The sequence below is a fragment of the Stenotrophomonas lacuserhaii genome (assembly GCF_039674585.1).
Lineage (GTDB): Bacteria > Pseudomonadota > Gammaproteobacteria > Xanthomonadales > Xanthomonadaceae > Stenotrophomonas > Stenotrophomonas pennii_A.
On record NZ_JBDJNU010000002.1, the window covers coordinates 178,034 to 192,733 of the forward strand.

10 protein-coding genes and 1 riboswitch are annotated in these 14,700 nt (G+C 66.6%); of the genes, 3 read left to right on the plus strand and 7 right to left on the minus strand.

Going from position 1 to position 14,700, the window contains the following annotated elements; translation table 11 throughout:
* Window positions 1–14: 14 nt before the first annotated feature.
* Window positions 15–467, minus strand: coding sequence for a hypothetical protein (locus ABE522_RS01570; protein WP_346590087.1), 453 nt, complete (start codon window positions 465–467; stop codon window positions 15–17).
* Entirely contained in the window at window positions 464–1,012 is a 549-nt protein-coding gene (locus ABE522_RS01575) for a hypothetical protein (protein WP_346590089.1), read from the minus strand. Before ABE522_RS01575 ends, ABE522_RS01570 begins: the two co-directional genes overlap by 4 nt.
* Window positions 1,013–1,190: 178 nt before the next feature.
* On the opposite strand from ABE522_RS01575, the gene ppa reads away from it, so the two are divergent.
* Entirely contained in the window at window positions 1,191–1,727 is a 537-nt protein-coding gene (gene ppa, locus ABE522_RS01580) for an inorganic diphosphatase (RefSeq protein WP_346590091.1), read from the plus strand.
* A gap of 150 nt (window positions 1,728–1,877) precedes the next feature.
* Entirely contained in the window at window positions 1,878–3,005 is a 1,128-nt protein-coding gene (locus ABE522_RS01585; RefSeq protein ID WP_346590093.1) for an HDOD domain-containing protein, read from the plus strand.
* Between the two features lie 369 nt (window positions 3,006–3,374).
* On the opposite strand, the gene ABE522_RS01590 is transcribed toward ABE522_RS01585, so the two are convergent.
* From ABE522_RS01590 to thiC, 5 genes are all read right to left on the minus strand, one after another.
* Entirely contained in the window at window positions 3,375–6,212 is a 2,838-nt protein-coding gene (locus tag ABE522_RS01590) for a TonB-dependent receptor plug domain-containing protein (RefSeq protein WP_346590095.1), read from the minus strand.
* A gap of 47 nt (window positions 6,213–6,259) precedes the next feature.
* Entirely contained in the window at window positions 6,260–7,159 is a 900-nt protein-coding gene (locus ABE522_RS01595; RefSeq protein ID WP_346590096.1) for a helix-turn-helix transcriptional regulator, read from the minus strand.
* 125 nt (window positions 7,160–7,284) lie between these two features.
* Window positions 7,285–9,645 (minus strand): winged helix-turn-helix domain-containing protein, encoded by a 2,361-nt coding sequence (locus ABE522_RS01600; protein ID WP_346590098.1) that lies wholly within the window; start codon window positions 9,643–9,645, stop codon window positions 7,285–7,287.
* A gap of 251 nt (window positions 9,646–9,896) precedes the next feature.
* Window positions 9,897–10,574 carry an ion channel gene (locus ABE522_RS01605; protein ID WP_346590100.1) on the minus strand — a complete coding sequence of 226 codons (678 nt, stop codon included), beginning with the start codon at window positions 10,572–10,574 and terminating at the stop codon, window positions 9,897–9,899.
* A gap of 204 nt (window positions 10,575–10,778) precedes the next feature.
* Window positions 10,779–12,566, minus strand: coding sequence for a phosphomethylpyrimidine synthase ThiC (thiC, locus tag ABE522_RS01610; protein WP_346590102.1), 1,788 nt, complete (start codon window positions 12,564–12,566; stop codon window positions 10,779–10,781).
* A gap of 79 nt (window positions 12,567–12,645) precedes the next feature.
* Window positions 12,646–12,747, minus strand: a riboswitch (TPP riboswitch).
* 201 nt (window positions 12,748–12,948) lie between these two features.
* On the opposite strand from thiC, the gene ABE522_RS01615 reads away from it, so the two are divergent.
* The gene (locus ABE522_RS01615; protein ID WP_346590103.1) at window positions 12,949–14,526 is read left to right on the plus strand and encodes a BCCT family transporter; all 1,578 of its coding nucleotides are present in this window, start codon (window positions 12,949–12,951) and stop codon (window positions 14,524–14,526) included.
* The last annotated feature ends 174 nt before the right edge of the window (window positions 14,527–14,700 follow it).

A 14,700-nucleotide genomic window follows, 5' to 3' on the forward strand; every position in this document is an offset into this window, starting at 1 on the left:
CGGTTGCCACCGGATCACAGGCAGTCGGTCAGTGCCTCGTAGGTGCTGACGTCCGTACCGGGCAGCGGCGTATCCAGTGCATCCGGCCCGCGCAGGCGATCCAGCAGGGTCCCCAGCGAGGTGCCCGGGACCACCGGCAAAGCGCAGGCCCATGTCCGTGCATCCACCCGGGGCGCCGGTTCGGCAGGGTCGACATCGGCATGGCTGCCGGCGAAGCTCCACAGACATCCGGCGACCGTGCCGCCATCGCGGGAGACCGCGCAGCGCAGCTGCAGGGCGCGCAGGTTGCCGTAGTCGCCTTCGCAGAACGTGTCCCCGCAGATGTAGTCGAATCCGCGCACCAGCGCGCGCTCCAAGACGCCGAAGCCGGCTTCGCCAGCGCCGGCACGCGGGTAGTCACGTGCATCGACGTAGCGCTCCGCACCGAGCGGAGCGAGGGCAACCAGCAGCGCCGCGGCCGCGATCACGAGGATGCTCCCGGCCGGGCCAGGCACGCACGCAGTCCCTGCAGCAGGGAAGCGGCGGCGCCCGGCAGGCGAACCGCCAACGGATCATCGACCGCCAGCGCGGCATGGAAGGCGTCCACCTCCACGCCGGTGCCGAGCGGCAGCGCGCAACGCCAGATCACCACGTCGGGGTCGATGCTGCCCGCCGCGCGCACCCGCAGATCACTGCCGGCGATGACCCAGATGCACGCCGCGACCGTGGCGTCGGCCACCCGGACCGAACAGCGCAGCTGCATCGGCCACAGGAATCGCCGGGGCAGGCAGGCCCCTCCACCACATGCCTTGAGGAAGACGCGGGCCAAGTGGTCTTCCAGGGCGTAGAAGCGGTCCCAGTTGGCCTCCGGCGCCGGGTGGTCGACCAGATCGACGAAGCGTGCAGCCACCGGCGGCACCGGCGGCACCGGCCCATCGGCGGCCCGTGCGCTGGCGGCGACCGCCAGCAGGCCGGCCACCGCGCAGCCGATACGAACGCGTGACCGGCGCTCCAAGTGCTTGAGAAGGATCATGAAATCCACCAAGGTGACGGGAGCTTCCACCCTGCCGCGCTGCGCTCGGCCGGCCTATCGGAGAATCCTCGGGCGGCCGGCCCGCAGGCCGCCCGGCGGGCTGTGGGGAAGGCCAGCACGGCGCCGGGCAAACGCATAAAATGGTCTTCTTTTTCGCCCCCGCAACCGGAGTACACACATGGGTCTGGAACTCGTCTCCCCCGGCAAGAACCCGCCGGACGAAATCAACGTCATCATCGAGATCCCGAAGGATTCCGAGCCGGTGAAGTACGAAGTGGACAAGGACACCGGCGCGATCTTCGTCGACCGCATCCTCTCCACGCCGATGCGCTACCCCTGCAACTACGGCTACGTGCCGAGCACCCTGTGTGGCGATGGCGACCCGGCCGACGTGCTGGTGGTGCTGCCGCTGCCGCTGATCCCCGGTTCGGTGGTGCGTTGCCGTCCGGTCGGCGTGCTGAAGATGAGCGATGAAGCCGGCAGCGACGAAAAGATCCTGGCCGTGCCGATCTCCAAGGTGTTCAGCGGCTACGCCCACGTGGAAGACATCGCGCAGGTGTCCAGCCACTGGCTGGAGCGCATCGGCCACTTCTTCGAGCATTACAAGGACCTGGAGAAGGGCAAGTGGGTCAAGCTGGACGGCTGGGCCGGCGCTGCCGAAGCCAAGGCGATCCTGGTCGAAGCCCACCAGCGTTACCTCGACGGCAAGGCCTGAGCCTTCCGTCCATCGCCCTGGCCTCCCCGCCAGGGCGATGCAGTTCGCGGTTTTCGGCCTTGTGGCACATCTCTCGTCACGCCGAATCGGTTAAATTGCGACACTTCACATCGACCGTGGCCGTGCCATGGTCCGCCAGGGGAACGTGTCGTGCGCATTCTGTTTGTTGGGGACGAGGCCAGCCTGCCGGCTGAGCTGAGCGAATTCATCGCCGATCTTGGGGAAGACTGGCACACCACCACCGTTGTCGACGGTCACGCCGCGATGGCGGCCGTGGCGGCATCATCGCTGGATGCGGTGATCGTCAGCCCCTATCTGCCGGACATGGATGCCACCACGCTGCTGGGGCAGATCCGTACCCTGCGTCCGGAAACCATCCGCGTGGCGCTGATCGACGCCCAGCAGGGAAACCGCCCGCCACCGGCGCGCTTGATCGGCATCGCCCATCGTTTCCTGCCGTTGCCGCTGGCGCCGGAGGTGCTGCTGGAGGCGCTGAGCAGCCTGGAAGAGCTGCGCGAACTGCTGGACAGCCCGCGGCTGCGCGATGCCATCGGCCGGATCGAGAAGCTGCCTTCCCCGCCGCATCTCTACATGAGCCTGACCCGCGCGCTGGAACGTGACGACGACGCCGACAGCAACGAGGTCGCCAAGCTGGTCGCGGCCGATCCGGCGATCGCCGCCAAGGTGCTGCAGCTGTCCAACTCGGCGTTCTTCAGCAGCGGCCGCACCATTTCCGACCTGCGCACGGCGGTGACCCGCCTGGGCCTGTCCACGCTGCGTGACCTGGTGCTGGCCAGCGAGGTGTTTTCCGCTTCCACGCTGTCGGTGGCCGAACGCAACGCGCTGCAGCAGCGTGCGCTGCTCGCCTCGCGGCTGGCCGCACGCCTGCTGCCGGCATCCAGCGCGGAACTGGGATCCACCGCTGCGCTGCTGGCCGACATCGGCCTGCTGCTGCCGGGGGTACGCAACGAGCGCACTGAACCGGCTGCTGCAGGCACCGACGATGGCCGTCCGGGGCATGCCGAAGCGGGCGCCTATCTGCTCGGCCTGTGGGGCCTGCCGATGCCGATCGTGGAGGCAGTCGGCTTCCACCTGCAGCCGCAGCGTTCGAACACCCGCAGCTTCTGGGTCACCGGTGCGGTGCACGTGGCATTGGCCCTGATCAACGGCGAGGCGGTGGATGAGGACTACCTGCAGCGCGCCAACGTGCTGCACAAGCTGCCGGAATGGCGTGAGCACGCCAATGCGTTGATGGGATTGTCGCCGGCGGACGCCTGAGCGCCCGCGCGGGTAGCGCCGACCCATGGTCGGCGAAGGGTGCCCGGCAAGCTGACATGGGGCTGAGACCCGCGTCGTCATACGGGTTGGCGGGGCGGGGTGACTGTGCAGGACACGCCGCAAGTACGTCCGTGTAGGCTCGCTTTTCGCATCCATGCGAAAAGACGGTCCTGCACAGCCACCCCGCCCCGCCTTCGACAGCTCCACGCTGGCCGGGTAGCGCCGGCCCATGGTCGGCGGCGGGTGGCTGGCGGACTGACGGGGAGCCGCCGAGCGTGGCTCGGCGCTACCGGTTCCCATCGCAGACAAAGAAAAGGGGCGGACCTTGCGGTCCGCCCCTTTTCACTTACGCAACAGTGCTTCGGTGGATCAGAAGCGCTGGGTGTACTTCATGTACAGGAAACGACCGACGTCGAAGCCGCCGTAGTAAGCGAAGCTGCTGTTCGGTGCGGTGTACTGCAGCGCGCCGCGGTGGTCGAACACGTTGTTCGCGCCCACTGCGATGGTGGCATCCCACGGTGCGGTGTAGCTGACCTGCAGGTCGTGGAAGGTGTTCGAACCGGTCTTGCGGATCGGAGCCGACTCACCATTCTGGAAGCGGTCCGGATCGGTGCAGCCGATCGCGATGCAGCTTTCCGCGATGCCCGAGTAGTAACGCGCGGTGTAGTTCACACCGAAGTCACCCTTGGTCCAACCGATGGTGGCGTTGGAACGGATGCGGAACAGGCCGGCTTCGCCGACGCGACCGATGGTGATGGTGTCACCTGCGCTGTTCTGGCCTTCTTCATCGTAGGAGGACAGGTAGCTGGTCTGCCAGTCGATGTTGAAGTTGCCGATCGCCATTTCCGGCAGGCGGTACTTCACGCCCAGGTCGTAACCCTGCGTTTCCATCTTGCCCAGGTTGGCGGTGCCGTAGGTCAGCGCGGTGATGTTGCCGGCCGGACCACGAACCACGCTGGCGCAGCGCGAGGAATCACCCAGCACGTAGCAGTCACGCAGGATGCGGTCGACGCTGTCAGCGATGATCATGTCGCTGATTTCGTACTTGTACCAGTCCAGCGAGATGTCCAGGCCCTGCACCCAACGCGGGCTCCAGACCAGGCCAGCGGTGGTGCTCTTCGACGTTTCCGGGGTCAGGTCCGGGTTGGCGCCGGAGATGAACTGGTCATTGGTCGCGCACGGCAGGGTGGCGCACGGGACGCCGCCCTGGCCGAGCTGCACGTAGCTGGCCGGCACGCCGGCGGCGAGGCAGGCGGCATTGCCGGCAACGCTGCCCGGTGCGCCGACGCCACACGGATCGGTGTAGCTTTCGAAGCTCGAGCTCAGGCCACCGTACAGGTCGCTGATGGTCGGAGCGCGGAAGCCCTCGGCGTAGGTGCCGCGGACCAGCAGTTCATCCAGCGGACGCCAGGTGATGCCGAACTTGCTGTTGGTGGTGTCGCCGAAGTTGCTGTAGTCCGAGTAACGGCTGGCAACGTTGACGCTCAGTTCCTTGGCGAACGGCAGGTCCGACAGGATCGGAATGTTCAGTTCGAGGTAGACCTCGTCCAGATCGTACTCGCCGCGGGTCGTCTGCTGACCCAGGCCGGTGGACATGCCCGACTGTGCGAAGGCGTCCGGCACGTAGGTGCCCTTCTCTTCGCGGTGCTCGACGCCCACGGCGAAGCCGAGGTCGCCAGCCGGCAGCGTCACGATCGAACCGGCAAGGTTCGCGGTGAAGCTGGTGGTCTTGTTCTCGCCACGGGTGGTGTAGGTCGGGAACAGGAAGTTCTGCAGCGCCGGGTCGGCCAGCGAACCGGCACCTGCGACGCCGTACGGCAGCAGCGGGTTCCACGGCACGCAGCCGTTGGTGATCGGATCAGCCGCGGTGCCGCACGTGGCAACGCCGTTGCCGTTGATGAACGACGGGCCCAGTGCCTGCTGGGTGGCGATCAGGCTGGCATCACCGTGACCGGTGCTGATGTTCTCGTTGCGGTTCCACAGCGCACCGACATCCCAGTCGAAGGTCTTGCCGGCGAAATCGAAGAAGCCGCTGATGGTCGGCGCGAAGCGCGTGGTCTTCAGCTGGTTCTCGGTGGTACGCGGCACTTCCCACAGGCGGCGACGGAATTCAACGTCCTGGCCGAGCGGGTTGTAGACGCTGTCACCCGACAGCGGAGTGCCGAAGTTCTGCGACTGATACGGATAACCAGCGATCTGCTGCAACGTGCTGCGCTCGTTGTACAGGAAATCGGTGTTCAGGCTGATCGAGTCGGTGAAGTCGTAGGTGCCGTTGATGTAGAGCGACTTACGCTCGACACCGGTCAGCACGGACATCTGCTCGTTGGCGTTGGCGTACTCGGCCTGGGTCAGCGGGTGGTAATCGGCCGCGTTCAGCGGGTTGCCGCCGGCGTTCAGCGTCTGCCACACAGCGCTGGCGCTGTCGCAGTTGTAGATGGTCGGGTTGCACCAGCTGCCGTTCTGGCTCAGGGCGCTCCACGAAGCCGGGGTCGAGTTCGGGCCGCGGTTGCCGTCACGGCTGAACCAACGATCCTTCGCCATGACCGGATCGGCCTTGTTGTACTCAGCCGACAGGGTCAGGCTGCCGCGCTCGCCGGTAGCACCCAGGGTCATCGAGTACTGCTCGGTGTCGCCGTCGCCTTCGCCGTACTGGCCGAAGTACGCAGTGGCTTCGCCACCTTCCACGTTCTTGCGGGTGATCACGTTGACCACGGCCGCGATCGCGTCGGAACCGTAGATGGCGGACGCGCCATCCTTCAGGATTTCGATGCGCTCGACAGCACCCATCGGGATCTGGCTCAGATCCTGCAGGCCCGAGGTGGAGGCACCAAGGCGCTTGCCGTTCATCAGCACCAGGGTACGCGAAGCGCCGAGGTTGCGGATGTCGATGTAGTAGCCACCCACGTTCTCACCCGAAGCCAGCGACTCCGAACGGGAGATCGCCGGGGCACCGGCCGAGGTCAGGTTGTTCAGCACGTCGGCAACGGAGTTGAAGCCCTGCTTTTCCAGGCTCTCGCGGCTCAGCGTCAGGATCGGCTGCTGGGTTTCAACGTTGGCCGCGCGGATGCGCGAGCCGGTGACCGAGATGCGATCCAGGTCGGTGGTGCCTGCTGCGGCTTCCTGCGCCGAGGCGAAGCTCGGGCTCAGCGCCAGCGCAATGCCGGCCGGCAGCATGCCCAGCCGCACGGCGGGGGTACGGAAATTCATGTCTCTCTCCAAGGTACGTTAGTGGCGTGTTAAAACGCCATCAAACGTTACGATTGTGTTGCGGTCCTTGGTTTGCGTGATGCAGCGAGAGACTTTGCCGAATGTGGCGACAGCTTGGCGACGCTTTCACGGTAATGCGATGCCGACGTACCGAAACGGGCGCGGAACGCCCGCGCGAAGCTGCAGCAGTTGTCGAATCCGCTGGCCGAGGCGACTTCACCGATCATCATGTCGGTATCGCGCAGCAGGTCGGCGGCGCGCTCCAGCCGCAGCCGTGCCGACAGGGCCTGCGGGCTTTCTTCGTACAGGCTCTGGAAGGTCTTGGACAGGTACCAGCTGGAGAAGTTGGTCAGTTCCGCCAGTTCGCCGATGCGCACCACGCGGTGGCTGTTGCCTTCCAGGTACAGGCGGGCCCGCTGCATGCGACCGAACACCTGGCGCTTGCGGCTGCGTGAACGGCCCGGGCAACGCTGTACGGTGCCGGCCATCGTGCGCTGCAGCGATGCAAGGTGCAGCAGCATCGGGCGCAGCGCCTGGGCCGGCAGGCCACTGTCCAGGGCATCACGCCACAGGCGCAGGGCAACCCGCAGCTCGGCCTGCTTCATCAGCCCACGGCCGGCGTACAGGCCGCAATCGGCAAGTTCCATCAACATGCGCATGGCGTCGGCATTCAGCGCCAGGCCGATGCACAGCCCACTGCGGCCGGCCTGGACCAGCGGACGGGACTCCTTCTCGAAGGCGATCCACTCGCCGCGGCGCATCCGGAAGCGACCCTCCTTGGCCTCCACCCACGCACTGCCGCGGACCTGTATCCACACGGTGAAGCAGCTTCCGGCGGTCTGCAGGCTGCCCAGCCGGGCAACGCTCAGGCAGATCGGCGTCGCGTCATCGGATGACTTGTCGAGGGAGATCGTTTGACCGCGATCGGCCAGGGAGAGCTGACGCATGGAGCACCACGTATTTACCAATACAGGGTGTCTGTTTTGCCAAATCAGGCGTCAGCGGTCAGGACGTTGCGACGACTTCGCGACGAAATCGCCACGATGTCCGCACGAAGAACTTACGAAACCATTTATGGCTTTATTTTCAAAGACTTGACGAAAGCGGGAAAGACTTCTGCCGGGCGCTCGGGCAGCGCCATCACGCCGATGTCGGCACCGTCGGACACGGCGAGCGAAACGTACACGTCATTTCCGTCAACGCTGCTGCTCAATCCATTGCCGGCACTGAGCCGCGTCGCATCCAGGCAGCGCGATACCGACTCGACCCCATCGGCGATACGCAGCAGGCCGGAGCTGCATTGGTTGGACTCATCCAGATAGTCGACGCGGCCGCCGCCGGCCACCGACCACGCGCGGTAACGCCAGCGCGAGGGCTTGTCGGCGCTCAGCTGCTGGACGCTGGCCGGGGACAGCGACGCATCCACCGACCACAGTCCACTGGCGCCGAGCTGGGTGAACACCACGCGTTGCCGCTCACTGTCGAAGCGCGCCTGGGACACGCCGTACAAGGTCGCCAGTCGCTGCCAGTCGCGTCGGTCATACAGACTCATGCGGGTGCGCTGGTCGTCGCCCCGCTCTATGACCAGCAAGCGATCGGGATCATCGAGGTACAAGGCCTGCAGCGGGCGCGCCACCGGCACCGGCAATACGCTCAGCTGTTCATCGCGCGGGGTGATCTCGTAGACGTGGGGCTCGCCCTGGTCATCACGCCCCAGCACCAGCAGGTGCCGGCTGTCGGCCGACCATGCCGGCGGCTGCCGGGTATCCGGCCGCAGTCCCTCGATGGGCCGCAGGGACTGCGGCTGCTGCAGGTCGGCCCACCACAGTGCGTAGCTGCCGGAACGGTCTGAAGCGAACACCATCTGCCGGTCGTCAGGTGCCAGCATCGGCTGGCTGTCACGGCCACTGGACGCGAACAGCCGCTGTGCCCGCGCCGGGTCGTTCACCGGTACCTTGTACAACCCGAACTGTGCCTTGCGGTGGACGAAGGCCAGGAAGTTGGTCGAGCGCGCCACCGCCGGCCACTGTGCGTCGTCCAGGCCGAGGTCGCGCAGCGTGCGTGCCTCTGTGTCCAGCTGGTACAGGCGCGCTTCGCTGTCCACCCGCCGACCGAACACGATCTGCCGGCTGTCACCCAGCCAGGCCCAGCCACGGAACTCGGCGGCGTCGTCGGTCAGCTGCTCCAGCGGGCCGCCTTCGGCCGGCATCCGCCACAGGTCACCGACCTGCGGGTTGCGTACGAACACCAGCCAGCGCCCGTCCGGGGAAATACGCGGCGCGTAATCGAAGTCGTCCTTGTGCGCGGCATAGGTCAACGCGCGCCACCGCCCGCTGGCAAGGTCCAGTACCCGGATCCCGCGGTGGGCGTAGGTGCCCACCATGCTGCCGAACACCAGCCCGCTGCCGTCCGGCGTCCAGTCGAAACTGAGCAGTTCGGTGCCATCGCAGCGCGTGGCCTGGCGCAGGTTGCCGCCGGTCGCGCTGGCGATGAGCACCTCGCAGCGCCCTTCACCGGAGAACCGCGCGAAGGCGATCTCGCGGCCGTCCGGGGACCAGTTGGGGAAGCGGTCCACCGCCCCGTCCGGACGGTCCACCAGGTTGCGTGCGGGCGAATTGCCGGAGGTCTGCACCTTGATCTGGCCGCCGCCGTCTTCCTCACTGGCTTCGTACGCTACCTGGGAGCCATCCGGCGACAGCGTGGGATAGGTTTCAAAGCCCGCACTGGCGGTGATGAGTCGATAGGGACGCTGCGGACTGCCGATCACCCGCGTGCCGTTTTCCACCGCCGCGTCGACTGCCGAGGGCGCCGTATCCCGGCGCAGCAGCAGCCAGGCCATCACGCCCAGCGCCAACAGCATGGACAGACCCACGCCCAGCAGCACCCAGCGCCGGACGCGTCGCCAGGCACTGCGGGGCCGCACCGGCGCCAGCAGCAGCGGCTCGGGACGGGTGCGGGGGGCGTCCTTGTCGATGTCCACGTCCGTGCCCAGGTCTACGTCCAGCTCGCTGCGAGCGGGCGGCTGCACCGGCGGCGGCGCTGGCGCTTCGTCCACTGGCAGGGCGGAGCGTTCAACCGGATCCACCGCGCTCACCGCCACCCGCAGGCGATAGCCGGTCTTGGCGATCGTTTCGATGTAGGCGGGACCGTCCTCGCTGTCGGCGGTGAAGGCTTTGCGCAGCTGGGTCACGGCCTGGGTCAGCACATCGTTGGTGGGCAGCGTGTCCGGCCACACCTCGGCGAACAGCTCATCCCGGGTCACCACGCGCCCATTGCTGCGCACGAGCACGCGCAGCACGCCCACCGCCTTCGGGGTGAGCCTGCGAATCCGACGCGCGCCCGGCACCTGCACTTCGCGTGACGAGAAGGTCACGGTGCAGTCGCCGATGCGCAGCACATCTGCATCTTGGTAAGGGCTGTCGCTGATGGTCATGTATCTCGAACGCGGGCGGCAGGCAGGATGCCAGCCGGGTGCACGTGAATGACCGGAGGGGGCAATCGCGAACAGCCAGACTCTGCAAACAGCATGGACCCATAACGCAAATGAATCGAAGCGCGCGAATACTAGCCTATGAGCGTTAACCGCACATGCTGCGGCGGACATCAGGCACTCTCTCGCCCACGTATTCAGATAAACAGTTTTACTCTTCGCGCCTTCCGGGGCGCGATTTTTTTATCTGCCATTCATTTTTGTCGGTGCTCGAGCATGGTCAAACCGACCAGGCGGGAGACCACCAGCGCCACGTACATCACCCCGCAGAACTGCGCCAGCATTACCAATGCGCGTGCCTGGGGGTGCACCGGCACCACGTCGCTGAGGCCGACCCCGGACAGTAAGCTGAAGCTGAGATAAAGCAGCTCCATCCAACTACGGAATTCGGTGTCGCTGGTGGCCAGGAAACTCCCTGGATACCACTGCTGGCAGACCGAAAACGCAAACGCGAACGCCCATGCGAGCAGCGTGAAAGTGGCGCCTGCGGCGAATAGTTCGTCGCGCGTGACTTTATGGTCCTGCAGCATGTAGGCGATCAACGCACCGGCGGTATAGAAGTACAGCAGGCTTTCCAGCAACTGCGCGGTGGTGCCGAGCGCGGTCTTTCCCAGCAGCACCGCCGCGATGGAGAACACCACCGAGGGAATGGCCAGCAGCAGGGCCAGCCAGGTGCCCAGCGGGCTGCGCTGCACCACCCACAGGGCGAGCCCGAGCACCGCGATACCGAACGCGCCCACTGCCGCCCGCCCCGCCGCGGTGTCATCCATTGCCGGATACACCAGCACGCCCAGCAACTGCACCGCCAGCAACCAGGCGGAGGGATGACGACGGGCGATGGCGAGCCAGCGGAGGGTGGGCGGGATGGGCATGGCGCGGCCTTGGGAAACGATGGGCGGAGGATAACGGGGGAGAGCGTGACGACCAACGGTCGTCACCCACCGGAGCCGAGGTCGTGACCCACCGGAGCCGAGGTCGTGACCCACCGGAGCCGGGGTCGTCACCCACCGGAGCCGAGGTCGTCACCCATCAGCACCCGGGGTAGTCGCCCACCGGGATCTGCGGCCGTCCGTGCCCTACCCGCCTGCGGACGGCCCGCGCAGCTCCTGGCTGATCTTCATCGAACAGAACTGGGGCCCGCACATCGAACAGAAATGGGCGCTTTTGTGCGCATCCTTGGGCAGGGTCTGGTCATGCAGCTCCCGTGCCTTCTCCGGATCCAGCCCGAGGTTGAACTGGTCTTCCCAACGGAACTCGAAGCGGGCCTTGCTGAGCGCGTTGTCGCGCACCTGCGCACCGGGATGCCCCTTGGCCAGGTCCGAGGCATGGGCGGCGATGCGATAGGCCATGATGCCGTCGCGCACGTCCTGCCGGTCCGGCAGGCCCAGGTGTTCCTTGGGCGTGACGTAGCAGAGCATCGCCGTGCCGTACCAGCCGATCATCGCCGCGCCGATCGCACTGGTGATGTGGTCGTAGCCCGGCGCGATGTCGGTGGTGAGCGGCCCCAGGGTATAGAACGGGGCCTCGCCGCATTCGCGCAGCTGCTTGTCCATGTTCTCCTTGATCAGGTGCATCGGCACGTGGCCCGGGCCCTCCACCATCACCTGCACGTCGTGCTGCCAGGCCACCTTCGTCAGTTCGCCCAGGGTTTCCAGTTCGGCGAACTGCGCCGCGTCGTTGGCATCGGCGATGCAGCCGGGGCGCAGGCCATCGCCCAGCGAGAACGTCACGTCATACGCCTTCATGATCTCGCAGATGTCCTCGAAATGGGTGTGCAGGAAGTTTTCCCTGCGATGCGCGCGGCACCATCTGGCCAGGATGCTGCCGCCGCGCGAAACGATGCCGGTGACCCGGTTCGCGGTCAGCGCCACGTGCGCAGCGAGCACGCCTGCGTGCACGGTGAAGTAGTCCACGCCCTGCTCGGCCTGTTCAACCAGGGTGTCCCGGAACACCTCCCAGCTGAGGTCCTCGGCACGGCCGCCCACTTTCTCCAGCGCCTGGTAGATCGGCACGGTACCGATCGGCACCGGTGAGTTGCGGATGATCCATTCGCGGGTTTCGTGGATATGTTTGCCGGTGGACAGGTCCATCACCGTATCGCCGCCCCAGCGGATCGCCCAGACCAGTTTTTCCACTTCCTCGGCGATGCCCGAAGACACCGCACTGTTGCCGATGTTGGCGTTGATCTTGGTCAGGAAGTTGCGGCCGATGATCATCGGCTCGCTTTCCGGGTGGTTGATGTTGTTGGGCAGCACCGCTCGCCCACGGGCGATCTCGCTGCGCACGAATTCCGGCGTGATGACGCGCGGGATGGCAGCACCGAAGGACTGCCCCGGATGCTGCTGGAGCAGTCCGGCATCGAGCACTGCATGCAGGCGCTGGTTCTCGCGGATGGCGACGAACTCCATCTCCGGGGTGATGATGCCCTGGCGGGCGTAGTGCATCTGGGTCACGTTGGCGCCGGCATGCGCGCGGCGTGATTGCTGGCGGGCCGGGAACCTGACGTCGGCCAGGCGGGCGTCGCGTTCGCGCGAACGCCCGAACAGCGACCCTGGGCCTTGCTGCAGCGCGGTGTCGGCGCGCTCTTCGATCCAGGCCCGGCGCACGGCAGGCAGGCCCGCCGCCAGGTCGATCCGCGCCTCGGGATCGGTGTAGGGACCGGAGGTGTCATACACCGCCAGCGCAGCGTTCTCGCCGCCGCCGAACGTATCCGGGGTCGGGCCAAGGACAATCTCGCGCATCGGCACCCGCAGGTCCGGCCGCGACCCGGCGACATGGATCCTGCGCGAACCCGGGATCGGGCGGGTGACGGATTCGGAAAGCTGCTGCGCCTGCTGGCGCAGGTCGTCGTACGGTACGTTCATCGGCTTCGTCCAATCAGGTTCGGGGACGAAGCGGCGGTGCGCCGACGCACGCGCGCCGACCCCGGGAGGGCCCACGCACGGACGGCATTGCAAAGCTTCCCTACGCCGGTATGAGCCGGATCAGGTTCCAAGGGACTATCTCAACCACGGCCGGTTGGCCGCGGTACCCCCGCTTCAGCGCGCATTAGAACATACCGCAGCTGTCGCGGACGACACACTGACGAGCCCATGACGCCGCGCTGGGTAATATCGCGCAGCGCACTGTCGCGCCTGCTCCTGCAGGCATGCGGCCGTCCGCCGTCATCCGCACTGCTGGCATTGCCCGGCATCGCGCTGCAAGCTTCTGCTCGCTCCCTCATTCGCTGATCGGAGAAGCCCCTCCATGGTGTTTCGAATTTCCATCGCACTGGTCGCTGTCCTGGTGCTGCTCGCCGGGCTCGCACCGGACTCCTTCAACGCCGTCGTACAGGCCGTGCTGGCCGAGGTGGTCCGCGGCGCTGGCTGGCTGTACCTGCTGGTCGTGTTCCTTGCGCTGACCTTCCTGCTGTACCTGGCGTTCGGCCGCTTCGCCAACCTGCGCATCGGCGGCGAAGATGCCGAGCCGGACTTCTCCCGCGCCAGCTGGATGTCGATGCTGTTCGCCGCTGGCATGGGCATCGGCCTGGTGTTCTGGGGCGCGGCCGAGCCCGTTTCGCATTTCGTCAAACCGCCGGAAGGGCTGGAACCCATGGGCATGGACGCGGCGCGTGCCTCGATGCGTTACGCCTTCTTCCATTGGGGCCTGCATCCATGGGCGGTGTACGCGTTGATCGGCCTGGCGATGGCCTGGTTCCAGTTCAACCGCAACGGCCGCGGCCTGGTCAGCGACATGCTGCAGCCGATCATCGGTCGGCACCATCGCGGCTGGATCGGCCACGTGGTCAACATCGCCGCCGTGGTGGCGACCGCGGTCGGCGTGGCCACCACGCTGGGCTTCGGCACCATCCAGATCGCGGCCGGGCTGGAACGGGTGTTCGGCATCACCTCCAGCGTGCCGACCCAGATGGTCATCATCGCGGTGGCGTTCGTGCTGTACATGGCGTCGACCCTGAGCGGGGTGGAGCGCGGGGTCAAATGGCTGTCCAACTTCAACCTCGGCCTGGCTGCGTTGCTGCTGGCCATGGTGCTGGTGTTGGGCCCGACCGGCTTCATCTTCGACACGTTCACCACCACCCTGGGCTCCTACCTCAACCAGCTGGTCACGATGAGCCTGCGCATGTCGCCGTTCTCCGGCAGCACCTGGGTGGCCGACTGGACGATCTTCTACTGGGCGTGGTGGATTGCCTGGGCACCGTTCGTGGGGTCGTTCATCGCGCGCATCTCGCGTGGCCGCAGCGTGCGGGAGTTCGTGATCGGCGTGGTCATCGCGCCGACCGTGCTGGGCTTCGTCTGGTTCTCGGTGTTTGGTGGCACCGCGCTGTGGTCGCAGTTGTTCGGCCATGTCGATCTGGTGGCCGCGCTGGGCAATGGCTACGAAACGGTGCTGTTCACCATGTTCGACAGCCTGCCGTTCGCGCTGTTGCTGGCCAGCGTCGCGTTGGTGCTGCTGATGATCTTCTTCGTGACCTCCGCCGATTCGGCAGTGCTGGTGCTGGCCAGCATGTCCACCGATGAAGCCGGTGACCCGCCGCCGAAACGCAAGCTGGCGTGGGGCGTGGGGGTTGCGCTGATCGCGGCGGCCTTGTTGCTGGCCGGCGGACTGTCGGCGCTGCAGGGCATGATCACCATCGCCGCGCTGCCCTTCGCCGTGCTGATGATCCTGGTGATGGTGTCGCTGTACCGCGTGCTGGACCAGGAATGGACGCGTGAGCGACGCAAGGCGCTGCGCGCGCGGCAGATGATCGAGGCGTGGATCGAACGCGAGATGGCGGCGCAGGAAGAAACGCGGCTGGAAGCCGAGCGGGCGGCCGAGCGCGACTGAGGTGTGTGGTGGGTTGCCGGGCTTGCAGCCCGGTGCCTGCTTCGAAGCAACGTCAACGTCAGAAGCTGCAGGGCTGCGTGTTGGCGGGGCGGGGTGTGTTGGGGGGAATCGGCGTGAATCCGTCCATGGAGGCTCGCGATCCGCATCCATGCTGATGAGCGTTCCCGCCAACTC